The sequence below is a fragment of the Bacillus cereus group sp. Bc031 genome (assembly GCF_027716265.1).
GTDB lineage: Bacteria > Bacillota > Bacilli > Bacillales > Bacillaceae_G > Bacillus_A > Bacillus_A paranthracis.
Window position 1 is genome coordinate 34304 of the sequence record NZ_JAQFUL010000018.1, and the last position, 21539, is coordinate 55842.

Sequence of the window (21539 nt, forward strand, 5' to 3'; positions counted from 1 at the left end):
AACTTTTAGTTATAGTTCTTTCTTACATTTTATCGTTAAAAAGTTGATTGGAGGTTTATTTGCCATGTTTTTATTTGGTTCATCAATTTCCGAAACTTGTACTAGTCCATATTTTTTAAAATCCTGTTTTATAGATTCAGAATCATAGAAGAACATTTTTACACCTTCCATTATCTCATAATAATCTTTATCCAACTGTTTTCCTTTGCCATACATTGGAGCCTTTTTAGAAACAGTTGTAAAAACCATATATCCACCAGGTTTTAACTGATTATAACAATCTTTAATAAATTTCACTCTTTCCTGCTCACTTAACAAATGAAGAAGAGCATGACTAAATATCCCATCATAAGATTTATTATCAAAAGGCATTTCGTTTACTGAACCATGATATATACTAATATCTTCTAATCCGTTTTGTTTCGCTAAATCAATAGCTGTTTTTGAAATTTCAATTCCTGTTACATTTATATCATTATCGATAAACACTTTTGCGTTTCTACCATATCCAATACCCGGAACTAATATGTTCTTAACGTTCTTTTCTAGAAAAAAATCTTTTGTCAAAATTGCAGATTCTGTAGGTTCAAACCCCCACATCGTTTGTTTCTCGATAAAACTTGATTCCCAAAATTCCATTATGATTCTATCTCCTTGTTCTAATCCTATTTTTAATATCACATTAAAAACTTATAAATTTTAGTGCTGCGGTTACCTATGCCAAATTAATTTTTTACCACATTCACTATAGGTTCATTGAATATAGCATAATAATAAGCCTATATCTAATTTTAAGATTGGGTTATTATTTCCCCTATATTAGTGTGTAAAAAAATAGAAAAACCAATACTTCCGTTGTAGTATTGATTTTTCTTAAGATAAATTATCTTTTTATATTGTACTGATCTATTACTTTTTCTAACATTTCTAAAGTTATCGGTTGAGCTTTCTCTATTAATTGGTAACCAATCCGCCCATTCGGTTCAGCTGTAACTTGCTGTAAACTCTTTAAATCATGAATCCCTTTTTCTCTTAATTGCATATATAGTTGTTGTTCCGACATTTTCGCCTTCATCAAATTCTCTTTTACAATCTCTCCATTTTCTACTACTATAATGCTACTGCCATTTAGGAATTGTTCCACCTTCTTTGATTTCAATTCAAAGAAATGAATGATAAGAAGGACGCCTGCAAATATTACAGCTGCAAATATAGATGGGCCTACTTTCCTACTTAATACAGGCTCCACAATAATACGTGCAATTGATACTACTATAATAATTTCAGCTCTTGTCATTTGGCTAACAGATTTACTACCTGTCATTTTTAATGCAATAATTCCAGTTAAAATTAAAATAATGCTTTCAAAAATCATATTCATAATAGCCCAATCCTTTAATGGTGAATGTTACTAGCATTCCCATTTCATATAGCATTCTAAATGTATTTTAATTAAACTTTTTTGTAAAAATTAAACTTACATATACTGAAAAAGAATCTATTTTAACCAACCTTTTTTCAATAAGGATTTGATAATCCATCTTCCATTATCAAAAAAATAAAAAGCACCCGAATGGATGCATATAGATTAAACTTATTCATTATTAATTTCTTCACTTTCATCATCAACTGATTTGGAGTCTAACATGCTGCCTATATCAGGCGGTAAAGTTAACTCTATTCCAGCTATTGGTTGATTATCTTCATTAAACCATTGTTTCTTAAATTTAATCAATTCTTCATTTTTCTTATTTTCATTCATATTATCCCCCCTTTTATGTTTGATATTAAACTCTTTACTTAATATGTACACTGAGAAAGATAATATACTATTTGTACATAATGAAAGAGCAAAAACCATTCTCTGTTTTCACAACCCGTTGTACCTATTAAAGAATCCCCGTACATGTTACTCCGCGCTCTGCTATCATATTAGTGTCTAAACATATGTGGGCTATGTGACAAGTACCTGGTCATTTTGTTCATTATTCATATGAGACAAATACTTTTAAAGGGGTAATTATTCCTTGACTTAATTCCTCAAAACATTGAATGAGTCCTGTATGTTGTATTTCATGTTGAAAAATCTCTTCTATCCATGGTGTTTTTTCTATTTGACTAAAAAACCAATCTGCATGTTGTTGATAATTATATCCGTCACTTGAACCAATGATCCGCAGTTCTTTCTCATAAAAATCAGCGGTTAATGTTAGTTCTTCAATATTACCATCAGAAAATATACATATTTGTCTATTAGTTTTAAGTGCTTTTTGTAATGTATGAAATCCGCTATTTGTAGCAGAACATTCGAAACCGTAATTATATGTTCTTCTGAAGCATATATGTTTTTCGCACCAAACTTCTTTGCAAAATCTCTTCTATTTTTATTAGGTTCAACAACATCTACATGCTTAACACCTACATAGTATTTTAAGAAATAAAAAGCAAGTAAACCGATAACTCCCATTCCAGTTATAAGTACCTTTTCATCTTGTCGCGGATTTAATTTCAATATACCTTTAGCAGCATCACACGAAAGAATAGATAATAAAGCGACTTTAGGTTTTATATAACTAGGTACTCGAATTACTTTATACCCCTTAACTACTCCTATCGTTTCATGTCCATAAAAAGAAACTACTTTATCGCCTATGTTTAAATTCTTTACTTTATTACCAACTTGAATCACTTCACCGTAACCTTCATATCCAGTTTTTCTTGGATAAATAGGATGTGTATCTGTAACATCGGATCCATTATACTGAGGTAACTCTGCTCCAATGCTTATTGCACCTGCAATTGTTTTAACGATAATTTCATCATCCTGTATAGACTTTATTTTACACGTTTTCCACTTAAGGTATTTTGGTCCTTCTAAAACTATTTTATTTTGTTCCATTTATAACCCTCTCATTTTATAAAATTTATTCTCACTAAATTTCAAACAATATATAATAGATTCATCAAAAATTTAAGCTATAACGTTGGCTAGCACCCAACAGTGATAACATGATAATTGAATTTGATGGATATGGTATAAATGAGTATGTAGCTGGACAATGCGTTTCAATTACGAAATTAAAAAGGATGTATTTGAATGTAAAACATGAGGGGATTTCTAACGGTGGTGTCATCGATTTGTTTTGTGTTCGACATAATTATGACCGTATTCCCTGCTCTTTTTGTAAAGACTTTATAAGTGAGATTGTAATCAATCTAGATACCGACTATATTTATTTACCTAATTCTATAAGCCTATCTTTGTCCTTTGCCTTTGTTTACCGTACATTTCTGCCCAGCACCTAATAAACAATTAGCCCTACATTAACTATTCTGACAACATTTTAAGAAAAGTTGTTGCCGCCCAAATGAAATACGCAAGTTGCGTCATGATATACATCGTAATTTCAAAACCTGTAAGCTTTCTTTCCCTTTTGATTTTCTTTAAATATCTATAAAAACAAAATGAACATAGAAGTAATAAAACAATAGACATTTGAAATAGATTTTCCATTAAAAGAACTGCCATTTATTTCATCACCTTTCCAATAAAAAAGTATATAGTTCAAGCATATCATGTTAATGGAAGTAATTACCTTAATTTTTAAATTAAATAATCTTCCTAAGTAAAAGAAGTCACTTTTTTTTAATGTTTCAATACAATATTATGTAATTCACTACGCTCTATATAATATTAGATTACTTTTTCTTTTAATGTACATGCTTAGGAGGAAGTTTTACATGCAATTGATTCATAACATAAAAAAAGCGTTTCATAACTTATGTGACTATGATACGGCAAATCTAATATCCGCTATTCAATCATTAAATATTACACTTCATAAAATATCTCCTTTTATTACTTCACCACTTAACCTTGAATACGGAAGAAATGTTATCTATAAGTCTGAATTTGTGGAGATTTTAGTATTAAATTTCCCTAGAAAAGCAAAGACTCTTATTCATGATCACGGAATATCTATAGGATGTATATTAATAGTCAATGGTACGCTACAAAATATTACGTACGAAAAAAATAGAGAATGGATTGAAGAGTTTACAGAGGGAAATATTTTCACCGTAAAAAAAGATACTGTGCATAAAATGTATAATGCTACAGATTCAACAGCAATAACATTCCATGTATATTCACCACCATTAAAAGATGTACAAATATATGAGTAGTCTTTAAAAGGAGGAAATATGCAAAATTTAAAGGATCACTATATAAAGAGCTTACAAGATGGTCGAAATGTTTGGCTCTATGGAAAAAAGTAGATGTAACTACAGACAACAATTTTTCGGGGACACTATGTACCATTTCTAATTTATTTTCGTTATTTGATGATCCCAAACAGAGAGATTCTATTGGATATGTGAGCCCAAAAACGAAAGACTTTGTTCATAAATCATTTTTAGTTCCGAATTCCTATAATGAATTATTAATGAGAAGAACTGCATTTGAAACATGGGGTTATGCTACAGACGGTGTAATGAGTAGACTATCTGATTACGCAAGATCGAGACTTACTGGCTGGTACGTATCAAGAGATTTTTATAAAAAGTTCGATGCACAGTTTCCAGATAAAATCGCATCTTATTACGAAAAAGCTAGGGATAATCACTTGTTTTTAAGTGTAGTCCAACGTGATCCGCAAATAAATCGCTCAACAGAATCAATGTTAAATGCAAATGACTTAGGGTTGCTAAGAGTTACAAAGGAAACTTCTGATGGAATTTATTTAAGTGGTGCGAAAATGATAGGAACTGCTTCTCCTTATTCAAATGATTTATTAATTTACCCATTAACAAAACTGACTGACGCTCAAAAAGATTTAGCTCACTTTCTTATCGTGGCAGCCAATTCTCCAGGATTACATATGGTTTGTAGAGAACCATATGCAAATACAACTTCAAGCACAGTTGATTCCCCTATTAGCTCACAGTATGATGAAATGGATGCACTATTAATCTTCGATAATGTATTTGTCCCTTGGGAACGTGTTTTACTTTATAACAATCCAGAAGCAATTTGGGCTATAAAATCAGATACAGCTTCTAGTAGTTTAGCTTATCATCAAGCTATAGTACGATTACTAATAAAGCTAGAATTTATAACTGCGATTGCTTTTGAAATTGCTGAAGCAATTGGAGCTCACACTTATTTGCATGTTCAAGAAAAACTTGGAGAATTAATTATGCAAATCGAAACAATTCGCGCACTTTTAATTGCTGCGGAAGTTGAAGGTACTACAAATGAAACAAAAACTTATTTACCAAACTTTAAATATATCGAAACTGCAAGGAATCTTGGTTCTAAATATTATCCCCGCGCAATAGAAATTTTACAATTAATTGGAGCAGGTGGCTTCATTCAACTTCCTTCAAGCTCGATTGATTTCCAGAGTCCAATAGCTGATTTATTAAAAAAGCACTTTAAAGGAACAAATATAGATGCCGAACAACGCACAAAATTATTTAAGTTAGCCTGGGATATTATTGGAAGCCCATTAGGATCAAGACACGAATTATACGAAAGATTTTACGCGGGAGATCCAATACGAAATACAGCTACACAATATGTAAATTATGATAAAAATCACTTTAAAAAGATGCTAAGTAAATATTTATGATGAAAAAGAGCACCCTTTGCTAAGAGTGCTCTTAAAAAATATATAATTATCCAGTTACATATATAGTTGCTCCGACCACAACTGCTACTTTTTCCGTAATGGTTTCATCTTATTCACCTTTATGTTTCTAATTAAGCTTTATAACTTTTGGTATATGCTTCCTATCATATTTCCTCGTATAGATTTCTCCATCTGGAGTAACGAATTGTAAAACAATCTCACCACATACCCCATCTAGTATTTCAAATTCACCTTCTGCATTTGAAATACTGCGTTCCTTACCTTTAATAGAATCTTCATAAATTTTCACATTAAATATAGGTTCGTTATTTTGACCTATGATAATACCTCTTGAATACTTACCAACGACAATGCATTTCTTTTTTATAATAATTAGTCACAACTATAGCTCAAATTATTACAACGGTACACACAAACAAGAGAATTATTTTACGCCTCACAACAAACCTCCTTATTCATTTTATTCTTTTTTTAAATTGAAAATTTAGACGTTCCACTTGTTTGATTTCCTCCACTACTTTACGAATTCCTTCCTCAATCCTATCTTCCTTTACATTCGATACGTTTAACTTTAATAGTCTTTGTTTCGGAAAACCTCTCACATAATTTTTATCAATCGAATCAATACTGATTTGTATTTCACTTAGTCTTTGTATCAACATGTCCGAAATACTTGTTTTATGTACTTCTAAACAAGTATGGATTCCAATTGTATTTTGCTTTTTATATGTGAATAGAAGCGGGTTTTCACTATGCATCCTTTCTAATGCTTCTGCTAGTTTTTTAGATCTATTATTATAGGAAGATTGAATTTTATTTTTATGGCGTTCGAACATGCCACTCTTTATATAAATTTCTAAAGCAGCTTGGGATATCATTGGGCTATCGATATCTAAAATTTTTTTATATGTATGGAAAGCACTCGAAATAATCGGTGGAATAACTGCTACACCAACTCGTAAACCTGGAAAAATAATTTTCGAATAACTCTTTAAATATATGACATGATTACCATGATCCAGGCTATATAATGGATCGGCTTTTGAATCTGTTTCTAAATCTGCTAAATAATCATCTTCCACTATAAATACATTATATTTCTTAGCCAATAACACGATCTTTTCTTTCTCGTCTTTAGAATAAGAAGTTCCAAGCGGATGATGATATCTTGGTATTGTATAAAAGAATTTTATTTTACCTGTTCGAAAAATACGTTCCAATTCATTTAAGTCAATACCTTCATTCGTACGTTTGATACCAATTACTGGAACTTTATTTATTTCTAGATATTCTATATATAAATGATACGTTGGCTGTTCAACTAATATTGTTTCATTTTCATTTGGAAATGAGATAGAAGTTAATATTGCAAGTGCCTGTTGTACGCCTGACGTTATAAAAATATTGTCTTCTTTCGTGAACACTTGATAATTTGCCAACTGTTTTTGAATGACTGGAATTAAAGATGGTAAGCCTTTCGGTGTTCCGTATACGAACAAATCATTTTTATAAGTATCAATAGCCTTATTAATGCAATGCTGAAAATCTAAATATGGGAAAACATCTGGATCTGGTGCTGAAGAAGCGAAATCAATTATCTCTTTATTTTCTATAGTACTCCCAGATTTCTTAACAACGTAGTATCCACTTTGAGGGACAGAATATATAATGTGACGCTTTTCTAATTCATGAAGCGCACGTATAACTGTTGCCTTATTACATTCATATTGCGCAACGAGTGACCGTATTGATGGTAATTTCTGTCCTTCTTTTATCTCTCCATGTTGAATCATTTTTTCTATATCATTTAAAATATGTAAATACTTATACATTCTTTCACTCCCTTATAGAAGTATTTAAAAGGTCCCTCATTCTCACAGTCATTATAAAGTAAAAAGAAATACATCCTTTCTATCATTTTTAATTTTAACATTATTTCACATTTCCTCCTCTTAACAAGGAAATTACAATTAATAAATAGAATATCTCTATGAATAAATAAAAAGTGAGGGATATGTAATGCAACGTGTAAATACAATTGATATTAGTAATGTACTACAATTAGAAAAAACTCTTTCGTCTTTATTAAATAAAATGATTTCTTCAAAATTAGACCTAGAAAGCTGGTTAAAAGAGCAGTCAAAAGTGATTTGGGAAATCGAAGAACAATTAAGAGCACATTATATCGCCTTTCAATGTAATACGGATGATGAAAAAATAAAGGATACTTTTGAACATGATCAACAATTTGTAAAGCCACTTTTAAAACGGTACCAAAATTTATTGGATAATAAATATTTAGAGTCACCTTTTCGAATAGAATTAGATTCTAACGTATATGGTTTGTTGGATGCAAAAATAAAAAATGCTCAAAAGTTATTTTGTGAGGAAAATATTGAATTAGAAGTAAAGGAAGACAAATTAGTCACAGAGTACTTTGAAATCACTGGAGGATTAATTGGAATTTGGGACGGAGAAGAAAAAACGATAACAGAATTACAATCCTATTTACAAGATTCGAATCGTGACATCCGTAAAAAGGCCAAAACCATTATTTCTGAACAATTTTTATCTGTTGAAAAAGAACTCCAAAACATATTAAATCAATTAATTGAAATTCGCCATCAAAAAGCAAAAAATATTCAACTAGAGAATTATCGCGATTATATGTTCAAAAAATACGAGCGTTTTGATTATTCAGCGAAAGATTGCTATGAACTAGCTGAATCCATACGTAAGTATGTTGTGCCTCTTAAAGATAAAATATTACTAGAGAAAAAAGAGAAACTGCAAGTGGATACGCTTCGCCCGTGGGATGTATCAGCTGTAACTCCAGATCAAAAAGTACTTAAACCAATTGCAAATGAAAATGATTTAATTGAAAAGAGCACTCATATCTTTAACAAACTAGATCTTGAATTTTCAACACTATTAAACCGAATGTATAAACACGATTGTCTTGATTTAACAAGCCGCAAAGGAAAAGCATCTGGAGGCTTTTGTGAGTACTTACCAGCTTCACAATTAGCATTTATTTTTATGAACTTAAATTATACACAAAATGATATTATCACTTTTATACATGAAATGGGTCATAGTATTCATAACGAACTTATAAAACCATTAAAATTACGACAGTATATAGAAATTCCAGCTGAAACAGCTGAACTAGCTAGTATGACAATGGAGTTATTCTCGCTTAATTATTGGGATACCTTCTATACAGACAAAAAAGATTTAAAACAAGCAAAAATTAACTTCTTTAAAGATGTTATTTCATATTTACCTATTATGCTTATTGTCGATCAATTTCAACACTGGCTGTATGAAAATCCAAGTCATACTTCTGAAGAAAGAAATGAAAAATACTTACAACTTCAAAAACATTATCAGTCTAGCGTCATACATATTGATGGCTACGAAAACTGGATAGCAACGAGTTGGTTACCTGTACTCCATATCTTTGAAGTACCATTTTATTATATTGAATATGCGATCGCCCAACTTGGTGCATTACAAATGTATAAACAATATAAAGAGGATCCAAAGCAAGCACTTGAAAATTATAAAAAGGCCTTATCATTAGGTAGCTCTAAATCTTTAACAGAAGTATATGAAGCTGCTGGAATTCGTTTTGATTTTTCTAGCGAAACAATTAAGGAACTAATGGCATTTGTAGAAAAAGAATTAGAATTACTTGAGCAATTATAAGAAGAAAGCTGCACCTATATTTTTGGTGTAGCTTTCTTCTTTATTTTATTAATCAGCTCTATATACTGAGAATCACCATATCCGATTGTTGGAAATAGTTGAAACAACTTTGTTAATAATTCTTGAGTTGATAAATCTTTATTTTTAGAGATAAATTTCATTACAGCATTATCTTCTTTTAGCATTTTTAAATATAGATCTATAGCCTGATACATTACAGGTGGTACCTTATAGAAAGTCTTTTTATGATTTACTAATACTTCATTGTATACCGAAGAATAATTTCCTAATTCAAGTTCAATTTGATTTACTTTAAATTCATCTTCTCTGAAGCTATTTAAGTATACTTTCCCCTCATAACGAGACTGTTCAAGGTATGAAAGTATTGTAAGTAAGTTCATTTGACAAAACATATCTTCACCAAACCATAAAACAATACATTTATACTCTTTCGTAAAAAGTTTCTTTAATGGATCTATAACCTTTTTTGTGTAACTTTCTACTGAACTGTTATGTCCTGCTGCCCTTGTCTTAATAAATTCTTTATCAAAAACTAGTGTAGTAACTTGGTTTACACACATCGCTTCATTAAATGGTGCGTAATCAGAATCACCCATTAGCTTTTCATTTTTAAATTCTTCATACATCATTTGACCATTCAATATGTTTAATACATCTTTATCAAACAGCTCGCTCTTCGCATTTCGTAATTGTTCAACCTCTATTTTTCTAGAAATATTCATATTAAACTCTCCTTCCTTATTTATATTGAGTTTAACAAATGATTGAATAGGCAATTGGTTAAGTTGAAATTCTCTTGGATTCATTCCAAAAACATTCTTGAAAGCTCTACTATAGGCCTCTTGCGAAGAATAATTATAATCCAATGCGATATCTATTATCTTCCTACCATTCTTTAAATCTTCTATAGATAAGTATAACCTTCTAAGAAGAATATAGCGTCTAATACTGAAACCCGTTACTTGGTGAAATTTAAAAGAACAATAATAAGGAGAATACCCCATATAACGGGACAATTCATCTAATGAAAATTCCTTTTTTAAATTGACCTCAATCCAGTCAATCATCTGCTGTATATGTTCATTCATTTCCTTCACTCCTTATATAAAAGTATAAGAGAAGTGCGTTTCATTCTTTTGATATTTCTTGTGTTTTAAAACATGAGCCATTCTATAAAATCTATATATGAGTATTAGTTTTATATTTTTTACCTATCTTATTTTGACATACCTTCTATTCATTTTTCAATTTAGTGTTAATTCGTATGCTTGCAAGACCTAACTAATTATTAAAGGTCAATTTACATCATATTTCATTTTAAAGGATTTCAAAAATGAAACTAGAATTTTGTAAAATAAGATTCTTTTAATTCTCTAATAAAAAAATAAAAGTTTAGAAAGGGCGTTACAATGAACAAACTAGAAAAAGAAATACTTCAATTCATAAATGAACTATATCCGTTGAATTTTATTAACATTACACCAATAACAAATGAGATGTATGAATGTCTCACAGATCAAGGAACATACTTCATTAGAATTACAAACTACAAAACATATGAAGAACAATTAGAAGAAGTTACATATACGAATTTTCTATACGAAAACGGTTTATCTGTTCCACCAATCATCCCTTCATTGCAAGGGGATTTTGTAGAAAAGTTAACATTAGATAAAGAGATTTTTGCCGTATTATATAAAGCTGCGCCTGGTATACATTTACCAAAGTACGAATGGGATTCTAAAATATTTAAAAAGCTTGGTAAACAAATTGGAAAATTACATCGTATTTCTAAAAGCTTTGAAAAGACTAAACCAGTTAAACATATAAACGATTGGTATGAAAATGAAGAATATAATTTTCTTAAGTATATCCCTCAAGAAGAAACTACTATAAGAGAAATTGCATCTGATGTTTTAACTTCTATAAAAGAGTTACAAAAATCCACTTCAAATTACGGCTTAATTCACGGAGATTTATGGTTAGAAAATATTTTAGTTGAAAATAATTCAAACTTAACAATGATTGATTTTCAAGACTGTGAAAAACATTTTTATATATTCGATTTAGCAGTTCCTATTTATAGTGCTTTAGAATATTCATTTGCTGGAAATGCAAATATCGTTGAGTATGAGCATTCCATTACAAAAGCACTATTTGAAGGGTATCAAGAAGAAAATGAACTACCTAAAGAAATGATAGACAAGTTTCCATTATTTATTAAATTAAAGGAGATTTTTGAATATAACTTAATGCATATGTATTGGGATAAAGAAGAATTAACTGAGGAACAAGTACGGATAATGAACCTTTATAGGATGAAAATTGAAAATAAGTATACCTATATCAATGTTTAAAAATGCTGTTGTTTAACTAAGTTTCCTTGTAGTTAAACAGCAGCAATTATTAATTATCTACTAGACAACCTTTTTTACAACTTATAAATACTGATTCAAAAGTTTGCTCAAATACACTTCATTTTGCGGCGATACTTTCTCGGTAAATCTAGCTACGCTAATAATAGGAGCCCATTGAAAGATTTCATCTCTTGTAAGATCGGTATTACTGCAATATATTTGCAAATACATTTCCGCTAATTCTACCGAATATTGTGAGTACAACAAATATGTACGAAACACATCTGCACGAAGATCACCCGCACTAGCATCAACCCAATCTATAATATTCGCTTTCTTATTATTCAAAATTAGATTAAATGGATGGAAATCACCATGGCATAATCTAGGTTCAAATTTAATTGAATATAACTTATCTAATATCTTTCCCTTTTGTTTTTCATCTACTTTATGAACAGATTTAATTTGTCGCTCTAACCTTACTCTCATTGATTCTATTTCATCTGTGTTCATACAGATAGCATGAATCTTTTTTTGTTCATTAACACAAATATTTATGTAACGCTCTGCTTCATTTAAATTATTAAGCAGGAGATCGCCAATACTGTCCCCTTTTACGTATTCCATAATAATTGCCTGTCTATTTTGTATCTTTGTCACTTCAAATACGTTTGGAACTGGTAGCCCACATGAATAAGCGTATTTTTGTTTTTTTGCTTCATTCATAGACTCTGTATCCGGAAGATATTCATTGAATAATTTGATAACCTTCTTTTCATAAAGATATATGTTGGCAGTATTTCCTTTTGCTATCTGATTTTCTAGATTCAATTCATTTCTCTCCTTACAGTAAATTAAGCTAACAACTTATACTCCTCTATAAATTCATTGTAATTTGGCAGAAACCCTTCTCCATGAAAATATAAAAAACTTACCGCTTTCCATCATTAAATAGAAAGCGGTAAGTTTAATTGTTTAGGAATATCCGAATGAAATTCTGATGTATGCACAATTGAAAATGTATATCCTTGCTGAATAAATAATACTTCATTATGTTTACACTCAAATGGAATACTATGTTTCTTAAATTTATTTTGAATTTGTTGTAAAAATGCTTGATCTGGTGTTCCGAAAGAAACATGTACTTTCGGTGGTAAAGCTTTCATCGCGATTGGAATCCACGGTCGCTGCCACCAAGTTGCAACAATGTATGCAGTGCCGCCTATAACAAAGTTAAAAATATCCCCACCTTCCATCGTTTTCATATTTAGATTTGATTTTAACCATTCCGTAAAAACAGGTACACTTTTAACGGGAAGACCGATTTCCCTTATATATAAAATGTTTAAAGGTGACTGCGGTACTAATACATCTTCTTTAACATAACTATGTGCGATCATTTCGAGTAGATTTCCATCACCATCTCTAAAATATAAGTTGAATCGGCCGCTCTCTTCATCAATTGTATGACCATCTTTCCATTTCACAATGAGTAATCCAGACTTTTCAAGCCATCTTGCAGTTTCATGAAATTTTGAATATGGAATCTCAAAAGCAAAGTGCGCAGATGCAATTGGTTCATATACTTCTTGAAAACTAATTGTAGTGTACGGTGTTACTTCAAATTGAATAAATGATGTCGTTTCTTTTTTTATGGGGAAACATAATATGTCCTTATAAACTTGTTTTACCCCTTCTATGGAAATCGTTTGTAGTTTTATATCTGTAATATGTGTAATCACATTACATTCCCCCTTGTTTCTTATTATCTATTTGTATTGTATTACAATTATAAATAGATAAAATCAAACGGAAGGATGGATTTTTCATATAAAAACTACAACTTTAGTATGCATATGTTAGCTTCAAAAGTCTTTTTGTTTGATACACACCATCAATAAAGATACATTTTTAAGTTTTTTTCTAATTTAGAAACTGCTGAAGTAATACAGGATCCTCTTTTAAAAGTTCTGATAAAAACATAAGTTGTGGAAAAGGTTGTAAAATTAACTCTTTATCCATTTTTTCTTTCAATATAGCAACTCCGCCTTGATTTATATAATTATTTAATGTTATTTTCCCAGTGCAAATTAATTCAATATCATTCAATGAAAGTAATAGTAGTCCATTCGTTTCAGAAGATGGTTTAGGTAGCATCTTTGAATAGGCAATATACATGATAGATAAACTTTCATCCGGGCTATCAATAATTAATATTGGATTGACTTCATTTTCTACTTTTAATTTCTTAGATTGTGCATTCCAATACTTTTTATAATATGTAGTTGGTGAATTCAATATAGTAATATCCATAGAAGCTTCTTCTTCCACTTCTCTTTTAGCGGTTTCTACTGCTGTTTCATCCGCCTCTTTATGTCCTCCAAGTCTTACTACACCTAATGTATCACCTTTACTCGTTGGTCCAACTTGAAAAACAAATAAATCCTTATACATTACATATGCACCAGATGTTCATACATTCTTATCTATATGTATCAATATTTCCCCTCCTAAATTAACCATCTTACAAACTAATTTACTATAATTTTATTATGTTTTTAAATAATCTTCAATCCAAAGCCTTCATTTTTATTTCCGCCTTAAAATTTTAAAATACATCTAAAAAGTAGGATTCACAAAAGAATCATAGAATTCTATACATAACAAATATTGGACGGCTTTTTTTCAAATTCCTCTATAATAAAGGTGGTATAAACAGTGTGAAACTTATACAAGAACGTAGCCTTACCGTAAAGACAACTTTTTCTAAAAAATACAAGATTTTTATTTTGGGTTTACTCATTTCACGAATTGGGGATTCACTATATACTTTTGCGTTACCTTGGATTGCCTATCAATTAACCGGTTCAGCTGTAATTATGAGTTCTTTATTTGCTATTAACGTATTGCCAATCGTTTTATTTGGCTCTTTAGTTGGTGTAATAATTGATCGTTATGATCGAAAAAAGTTACTTTTGGTAGCGGATATTACTAATATTATTTTAGTAAGTCTTGTTCCAATACTACATTCATTACATCTATTAGAAATCTGGCATTTATACATAATTACTTTTATGTTAGCAGTTATGTCCATGCTTTTTGATGTAACCACTGTTATAGTCATTCCGCAAATTGCTGGAGCATCCTTAACGAAGGCCAATTCTTTCTATCAAATGGTTAATCAATTGGCTAGTTTATTTGATCCAATGATAGCTGGGGTTTTCATTTCTTTTATTGGCGGCTTTCAGATGCTTTGGATTAATGTTCTTTCATTTATTGCAACATTAATTGCTGTGATATTATTACCGTCTATGAAAACCGTAAACAAGAAATGCCAAGATAAAAATACACTTCAAAATGTACTAGCTGATTTGGTTAATGGATGTAAATGGCTCAAAAATGACCGTTTAAATTTAGCTTTATCTTTTCAAGCTATGATAGGAAACTTTGGAGCAAGTGCAGTTTTAGGTATATTCATGTATTATTTATTATCCACATTACATCTTACCCCAGAACAAAGTGGGGTTAATTATTCATTAATTGGAATAGGTGGTCTTTTAGGAAGCTTGATTGCAGTTCCTTTAGAAAAGAGGTTGCAGCGCGGTATACTAATTCCTTTACTCCTATTTGTTGGAGCAATTGGCTTAACTTTTGCACTTTGGAATACATATTGGTTCGTTCCTGGAATTGCTTTCGGTATTGCAATGACTTGCAATATTGCATGGAATACCATTGTAGCCACAGTTCGCCAGGAAACAGTTCCATCAAATATGCAAGGGAGAGTTTTAGGATTTTCACGTGTACTTACACGATTAGCTATGCCACTCGGGGCATTAGTAGGAGGCATTATTTCAGCTTATAATCCTGTCTTTGTATTTGCTTTAGCTGCTTTTACTAAATTAATTGAAGTCTTTATTGCTTTATATAGTCCGATACGAAAACTATAATAGAAGGAAAGATAACTATGATTGGTTAATTGCAATTACGGATAAGTTTATAAAGAAAAAAGGCATATTATAATGCCTTTTTTCTTTACAATCATTTAACTGGATAACCATTTAACTGGATAACAAACTTCTGTAACCCACTTATTAGGATCCGACTCCATTCCCGGACTCACATGATAAATATTAAACATCGGGCCTGCTAATTCGTAACCTTCTGTCTCAATCCATTTTGCGGCTGCTTCATTTACGTTTGTCATTTGTTCATAACTTCCGCTTACTGTTACAGAAGCTACTTTGATTGGCTCTATTTTAGGATAAATTTAACAGACAATAAAACGAAAAGATTAATAAACAGACAATACCACTCATCAACCATTTTTAATATTAATAATCATTTTTATAATATAATAATTACATAATTAATATAACTTTTAACGTTATTACCCTCTTACTTCAAGAACCTTATCTTTATATATTTCAAACCATTGTTGCCATTTATCTTTAGAAAATTCTTTTTCTTCTCCTTCTAGAACGGCAGAAAAAAGATCTAAACAAATATGCCAACCAGCTATATCTTTCGGTGTATGATCAGTTAATTCGTGAATATATTCTTGGAGAAGTAAAAGAGTTCCATTATCCTCTTTATGTATTTCAAATCGGACCCGATCTTTATCCCAAGTAAATTCAAGCACTGAGTTTTGTTGACACTCTATAATATCAATATTTATAAATGAACCATCCATCATGTCGAACTTTATTACACCATTTGTTTTAAGGCTTTCAATCTGCAAATTGGACATCCATTTTTTTAACTTACTATTTTCTGTTAAAACTGACCAAACTTCTTCTATCGAATATGAAAAATGACGTTCAAATTTTACAATATATCCATTAGTTAGTTTCCCGATTTCAGCTATCATATTGATTGCCTCCCTATATAGAATGTATGTTCTTAATTTATTTTACACGAATATAAATATAAAATAAATCTTTATATAAACGAAGTAGTAATTAAAAGTTAAACGTGATGAGAAAAACTTTAATCTTTTCTAAATCAATTTAAATAATCTTGAAAAATAAATATCATTTATGCACGTTTCTTCCCAAAATATAGACTTACGCTCAAATAAAAAGAGCCACATTTGCGACTCATAAATTTATAGAATTACTCCTGTTTTTGTTGAATGATTTACCGCTTAATCGCATCAACAATTAACGATGGAAAACCAAGTTTATCACCTTTATTTCTAGAATCATACCTTTTCGAACGGAAAATAACACCGTCGTTTGCATCCCATTCATTATAATAAAACTGACTATTTTCATCACAATATTCAAGTAAAACTACCTCAAATCCAGCAGTTTCAAACATTTTCGTTAGTGTTTTATAGGTATGGACAATTTTATGACTTGCTGCTGGGTGATCTTTTGGGCCAGGTCCACCTATTTGAACTACATTTTGGTACGCCTCATCTCGAAAAAATGCATCAGGAACACCGCACCGAATATGCCCCTCTTGCTTTAAAAATTCATAGCAAATTTCAGCAGCTCTTACACCTTCTTCAAACGAATAAGCTGTACTATCTACTTTTATATTTTTCTAAATTTGCGAACTAAAGTGAACACTATACCTGCAAAAACCATCCATAAGCCCATTGTTGTACTATTAGTTGTACTGCCCCCCGTGTTTGGAAGCTCTTTATATGTAGATTCTTTTTTATCGGAATTACTGTTGTTTTGGATATTACCGTTATTACTGTTATTAGTACTACCTTTAGCTTTGCTAGCGTCTGTATCCTTCACTAATACTTTTTGTATGGCATGTACCTTATTACCTACAGAATCTGTGACACTATATATTATTTCAAAAGTACCAACTTTAGTGGTATCTCCAATATCTTTATATACTACTTTAGAAGTAAGATCACCATCTTCTTTATCCGTAGCTGATACACCTACCATTGGATTGAATTCATCTCCCTTAGTAATTGTAGTTGTAGAAGGTACTTTTAGTATTGGTATGTCATTCTTAACTTCTTCTCTACCTGTGACTGTTACAGTTTGTTTCGCAATTTCTTCATGGCCTTTAGAATTTGTAACTGTATACGTTACTATGTAAGTACCGACTTTAGAGGTATCTACTTCCCCCTCAACTTTTACTTTAGAAGTAAGATCGCCGTCTTCTTTATCAATAGCTTTTACTTTTGCCATCGGATCGAATGATTCTCCTACAGTAATTGTCGTTGCAATAGGAACTGTTAATGTAGGTTTTAGATCTGATGTTTCTCCATCCCTCTCTACAATTACGGTCTGTGTTACCGTTGCTTTCCCACCTTGAGAATCAACGACAGAGTAATCCACAATGTATTTGCCTGGTTTAGAAGTGTCTACATCACCTTTATGTTCTACTCGATTTGTTAAATCACCATCTTCTTTATCAATAGCTTTTATATTGCTCATTGGGTCAAACTTATCACCGACACGTAGTGTAATTGTTGGCGGTACTGTTAGCTCTGGGACTTGGTTTGCCTCAGTTTTTTCGTTTTCTTTCACTGTTCCTTTAATTTTTGCTGCATCAAAAGCTTTTTGGACCGTTTCAACCTCAATGGAATTTGCCCCATATTTATTTGTTGCAACTTTAAGACACGCTAATCTTAATTCAGAGAAATTAGAAGTCATGTTCAATTCATCAGTATTTGCATAATAGAAAATATCAAACATTTTATCTTCACCAATACCATTTACAGTTACACCGTTATGAGTGCCACCTTGTGCAATTAAATACGCGACTTTATTAATAATACTTGAGTTGAAATGAACGCCCTCATTATCCTCTCCGTTTAAATCACTGTATTTGCTATAATCATCTGGATACGGTACTCCATTAAAAAATTTGACTGAAGATGGATTTTTCATATTACGGAGAACTGATCCACTTTGTTCTCCTATTGTCCAATTAAATTCCCCATTATTTATATATTTCTCAATAGCCGTTCCCATAATATCAGATAACGCCTCGTTAATTGCTCCAGATTCTCCAAAAAATTCAAGATTAGATTCACTAGATGTAACCGCATGTGTAAATTCGTGACCCGCTATGTCAAACGATCTAACCATTGGATCACCATATATAAGCATACTAACATTGTTAATATTAGCGCTAAACGCATTCCCCCAATTTTTAGGATCACTTGTTTCTCCAGAATCCCATGCATGTACAACTGAAACTACTTTTTTCCCTTTATTATCAAAACTATTACGCTTATATTTGTCTTTATAAAAATCATATACGTTTGTCGCTAAGAAATGAGCACTTACCGCTTTTGGGTCATTAAATGTTGTTGATGTGCTAGTTGTTAATATACCAGGATAATATTTTTCTTCAAAAGTAATATCTCTATAATTTACATCATACGTCTCAATTCCTTGCCCTCTTGTATAATCAGCAAGCGCATATTTCCCGTTACTTTGTTCAGAAATACCGAATGTACGAGTTATTCCTAAATCATCTTTTCCAGTCCCGGTTAATGATTTAAAATTACTTTTTTTACTCTCCTGAATAGCTTCAACACGCTCTTCATTTACTTTTAAATCTGACTCTTGCACCATATTTTTCAACATATCACCACTATGAGCATCCACTAAATAAGTTCCAGATACATAGTTTGGTGTGGCAGCTGCAAATGTAACTTGATATGCATTTGTAGCTTGCCCACGATTTTCATCAACAAAAATAACTTCCTTAACTTCTGCCTCAGAAATAAATTGAATATCATTTCCGTACTTCGTATAAATATATTGTTTTGCTTCTTCTTTTGATAAATTAATAGGATTCTTTAAATCTTCTTTTTCTAAGTTTTGTGCACTTTCCCCTGAAACACTTTTAATAATACCCTTTTTATCTACATGAGCAGTCAATTGGTGTCCGTATACTTCTTTACCTTCATATATTTGTTGCATACGAACAAGTGTAGTCCCATCATATGAACCACGTTTTTGAAGAACCTTGTAATCTACCCCTTTGTCTCCACTAACTTGTTTTGGAGACAAAGCATGTTCCGTCTTTTCCTTAAGTGCATCTTTCACTACGTTCTCTGGCTTTTTTTGTGATGGTTTTGTAAGTTCACCTGTACGGAACGAATCCTCTTGAATATCAACTTGCATTTGATCCGTTTCCTCCGCATAACCTTTCTCGTATGGTACTATGCTTGTCAAAGCTAATCCTGTTGTTAATGCAACTATAGCTATTTCTTTTTTATTTTTCATGTTATTTCCCTCTTATGATTTCCTAAAATATGAAATTACTAAAATTTATACAATCTATTTCTAATGTAAAAAGATGACTTCTGTAATCAACAAAAGTCACCTCTTCAATATGTAATACCCTAATATATTTTTAATGCATAATTTCTATATAAAACAGAAAAAGCATTCATTAACGAGCATTTTGCATTACTTTTATTAGGTCATTTATATTTTCAACTTTCTGCTGAAACTGATCAAATCTACTATGTAACAATGAAGGATTCTTATCTTCAGTTGAAATAACTTTTTTTAACTCCTGTTCTAATATATCATATGTATCAAAGAAATTATCAAATTCTACACTTACAAGCTCTTCATTTTCACGATAAAATCTTTTTGTTTCTATATAAGTCATGTATGATTTATTTAAAAAACCTAATGAAATTAAATATTTAGAAGTGTTTTCTTGATAAATAGCAATATCACATGCTATTTTCATATCAGAATAAGTCTTTTGAACGAAACAATGCAATTCACAAATCTTAAACTTTAATCCATTATTCATTTCATCCCCTCCCATCCTATCTATTCTACATAAAAAAAGAATATTATACAAAGTAAAATATCAATATAGTACAAAAATAAAAAGCGAAAGAATAAATTCTCCCGCTTATTATATCAATAAATACATTTCATATTGTGCTAAAGAATTCTTTTCAAATCCAGTTTTCTTAAAAAACCCTTCTAGTAAATTGTTATTTGGAAATCCAATTGATAAACTTTCTAAATTCAACTCATCTCTTGCTACTTGTAATAATTTTGATCCAATACTACGATTTCTATACTCTTTGTCTACAAAAATAAAACTAATTTTACCTTGTTCATTTATACATATAGCACCTTTTAACTCATTATTGACATATGCGCCGTAAAATGAATTATTTGTTTTTTCAATATAGTCCATATCATTTTGCCAATTTATATGGAAGTGTAACCATTTCTGAATTTCAACTTTAAAAGCAGGGAATTCTAATTGTTTTACTTCAATTCCTTTACATTCTTTATGTATTATTTTAGTCATATCTTTTAAATTATAATAAGATAGATCGTACACTTTTTCATAGCCTAATTTATTATAAAAACGAATCGCTCGGTCATTACCTACAATGACTTCAAGAAAAAGTTGCTTACACTCATTTTGAAGCGCCTCTTCTTTATGCAGTTCAAATAACTTTTGACTCACACCAACACCACGATAATTCGGATGAACCGCTAATGTACCGCAGCGCATTGTTTTTATATTTTCATAATCCTTTATCCCACCAAGTATTACACCAACTGGCTTGTCACCGTCTAAAGAAAGAAACGAGTGTTCTAACGAATTCCCTTCAGCTCCAAAAAACCTTTTTATAAAATCTTCTTTTGAAACTTCCATCTTAATAATATAATCTGAAATCCCATCCCTAAAAGCTTCATACACTAAATCTATATTTATTTCACTGCATCTTTTATATTGAATCATATAAAATTATCCCCCACTTACTCGTGTTAAACTTAACGTTCAAATACATAAGATCTACTAGTCACATCATACTTTAATTTTG

The 21539-nt window shown here is 30.7% G+C and carries 18 protein-coding genes and 5 pseudogenes; 6 read left to right on the forward strand and 17 right to left on the reverse strand.

Translation table 11 applies throughout. From position 1 onward, the window contains the following. Window positions 1–9 precede the first annotated feature (9 nt). From PDQ33_RS09725 to PDQ33_RS09740, 4 genes and pseudogenes are all read right to left on the reverse strand, one after another. Window positions 10–639, reverse strand: coding sequence for a class I SAM-dependent methyltransferase (locus tag PDQ33_RS09725; protein WP_000397609.1), 630 nt, complete (start codon window positions 637–639; stop codon window positions 10–12). 244 nt (window positions 640–883) lie between these two features. Beyond that, complete coding sequence (locus tag PDQ33_RS09730; RefSeq protein ID WP_076872629.1) at window positions 884–1381, reverse strand: DUF421 domain-containing protein; 498 nt, start codon at window positions 1379–1381, stop codon at window positions 884–886. Window positions 1382–1594: 213 nt separating this feature from the next. Beyond that, window positions 1595–1762, reverse strand: coding sequence for a hypothetical protein (locus tag PDQ33_RS09735; protein WP_061130301.1), 168 nt, complete (start codon window positions 1760–1762; stop codon window positions 1595–1597). A gap of 223 nt (window positions 1763–1985) precedes the next feature. Continuing rightward, window positions 1986–2899: pseudogene (locus PDQ33_RS09740) on the reverse strand (alcohol dehydrogenase catalytic domain-containing protein). 110 nt (window positions 2900–3009) lie between these two features. On the opposite strand from PDQ33_RS09740, the gene PDQ33_RS09745 reads away from it, so the two are divergent. Beyond that, the gene (locus PDQ33_RS09745) at window positions 3010–3306 is read left to right on the forward strand and encodes a hypothetical protein (RefSeq protein WP_050552160.1); all 297 of its coding nucleotides are present in this window, start codon (window positions 3010–3012) and stop codon (window positions 3304–3306) included. Between the two features lie 22 nt (window positions 3307–3328). Here the strand turns inward: PDQ33_RS09745 and PDQ33_RS09750 are convergent, their stop codons facing one another. After that, window positions 3329–3529, reverse strand: coding sequence for a hypothetical protein (locus tag PDQ33_RS09750; RefSeq protein ID WP_061130299.1), 201 nt, complete (start codon window positions 3527–3529; stop codon window positions 3329–3331). Between the two features lie 212 nt (window positions 3530–3741). Between PDQ33_RS09750 and PDQ33_RS09755 the strand changes: the two genes are divergently transcribed. Further along, entirely contained in the window at window positions 3742–4185 is a 444-nt protein-coding gene (locus tag PDQ33_RS09755; RefSeq protein WP_001175997.1) for a cysteine dioxygenase, read from the forward strand. Window positions 4186–4203: 18 nt separating this feature from the next. Further along, window positions 4204–5633 (forward strand): annotated as a pseudogene (locus PDQ33_RS09760) (4-hydroxyphenylacetate 3-hydroxylase family protein). A gap of 127 nt (window positions 5634–5760) precedes the next feature. Here PDQ33_RS09760 and PDQ33_RS09765 read toward each other — a convergent pair. Together PDQ33_RS09765 and PDQ33_RS09770 are read right to left on the reverse strand one after the other, a co-directional pair. Continuing rightward, window positions 5761–6040: pseudogene (locus PDQ33_RS09765) on the reverse strand (carboxypeptidase regulatory-like domain-containing protein). Window positions 6041–6109: 69 nt separating this feature from the next. Beyond that, a complete protein-coding gene (locus tag PDQ33_RS09770) occupies window positions 6110–7486 on the reverse strand; it encodes an aminotransferase-like domain-containing protein (RefSeq protein ID WP_061130296.1) in 1377 nt (458 codons plus the stop codon). A 187-nt stretch (window positions 7487–7673) separates the two neighbouring features. Here PDQ33_RS09770 and PDQ33_RS09775 point away from each other — a divergent pair, with 187 nt between their 5' ends. Continuing rightward, a complete protein-coding gene (locus PDQ33_RS09775; RefSeq protein WP_270755464.1) occupies window positions 7674–9365 on the forward strand; it encodes a M3 family oligoendopeptidase in 1692 nt (563 codons plus the stop codon). A 14-nt stretch (window positions 9366–9379) separates the two neighbouring features. Here PDQ33_RS09775 and PDQ33_RS09780 read toward each other — a convergent pair whose 3' ends face one another. Continuing rightward, entirely contained in the window at window positions 9380–10474 is a 1095-nt protein-coding gene (locus tag PDQ33_RS09780; RefSeq protein WP_061130337.1) for a helix-turn-helix domain-containing protein, read from the reverse strand. A gap of 321 nt (window positions 10475–10795) precedes the next feature. Between PDQ33_RS09780 and PDQ33_RS09785 the strand changes: the two genes are divergently transcribed. Then, window positions 10796–11743, forward strand: a complete 948-nt coding sequence (locus tag PDQ33_RS09785) for a phosphotransferase enzyme family protein (RefSeq protein ID WP_270755460.1) — start codon at window positions 10796–10798, stop codon at window positions 11741–11743. Window positions 11744–11824: 81 nt separating this feature from the next. Here the strand turns inward: PDQ33_RS09785 and PDQ33_RS09790 are convergent, their stop codons facing one another. The 3 genes from PDQ33_RS09790 to PDQ33_RS09800 form a co-directional block, all read right to left on the reverse strand. Continuing rightward, window positions 11825–12574, reverse strand: coding sequence for an aminoglycoside phosphotransferase family protein (locus PDQ33_RS09790; RefSeq protein ID WP_074543424.1), 750 nt, complete (start codon window positions 12572–12574; stop codon window positions 11825–11827). Window positions 12575–12690: 116 nt separating this feature from the next. Then, complete coding sequence (locus PDQ33_RS09795; RefSeq protein ID WP_061130338.1) at window positions 12691–13485, reverse strand: VOC family protein; 795 nt, start codon at window positions 13483–13485, stop codon at window positions 12691–12693. Window positions 13486–13666: 181 nt separating this feature from the next. After that, window positions 13667–14197: an NUDIX domain-containing protein gene (locus tag PDQ33_RS09800; RefSeq protein ID WP_270395292.1), complete on the reverse strand. Its 531-nt coding sequence runs from the start codon at window positions 14195–14197 to the stop codon at window positions 13667–13669. Window positions 14198–14463: 266 nt separating this feature from the next. Here PDQ33_RS09800 and PDQ33_RS09805 point away from each other — a divergent pair, with 266 nt between their 5' ends. Then, a complete protein-coding gene (locus tag PDQ33_RS09805) occupies window positions 14464–15690 on the forward strand; it encodes an MFS transporter (protein WP_270755456.1) in 1227 nt (408 codons plus the stop codon). Between the two features lie 95 nt (window positions 15691–15785). Here the strand turns inward: PDQ33_RS09805 and PDQ33_RS09810 are convergent. The 6 genes and pseudogenes from PDQ33_RS09810 to PDQ33_RS09835 form a co-directional block, all read right to left on the reverse strand. Continuing rightward, window positions 15786–16007: pseudogene (locus PDQ33_RS09810) on the reverse strand (MerR family transcriptional regulator); the annotation flags it as partial. A gap of 123 nt (window positions 16008–16130) precedes the next feature. Further along, entirely contained in the window at window positions 16131–16610 is a 480-nt protein-coding gene (locus PDQ33_RS09815; protein ID WP_000559856.1) for an SRPBCC family protein, read from the reverse strand. A 269-nt stretch (window positions 16611–16879) separates the two neighbouring features. Next, window positions 16880–17260, reverse strand: a pseudogene (locus tag PDQ33_RS09820) (class I SAM-dependent methyltransferase); the annotation flags it as partial. A 20-nt stretch (window positions 17261–17280) separates the two neighbouring features. Beyond that, window positions 17281–19956 (reverse strand): M4 family metallopeptidase, encoded by a 2676-nt coding sequence (locus tag PDQ33_RS09825; RefSeq protein ID WP_270755452.1) that lies wholly within the window; start codon window positions 19954–19956, stop codon window positions 17281–17283. Between the two features lie 169 nt (window positions 19957–20125). Then, the gene (locus tag PDQ33_RS09830) at window positions 20126–20500 is read right to left on the reverse strand and encodes a hypothetical protein (protein WP_076874699.1); all 375 of its coding nucleotides are present in this window, start codon (window positions 20498–20500) and stop codon (window positions 20126–20128) included. A gap of 108 nt (window positions 20501–20608) precedes the next feature. Next, a complete protein-coding gene (locus PDQ33_RS09835; RefSeq protein ID WP_270755450.1) occupies window positions 20609–21457 on the reverse strand; it encodes a GNAT family N-acetyltransferase in 849 nt (282 codons plus the stop codon). Window positions 21458–21539 lie beyond the last annotated feature (82 nt).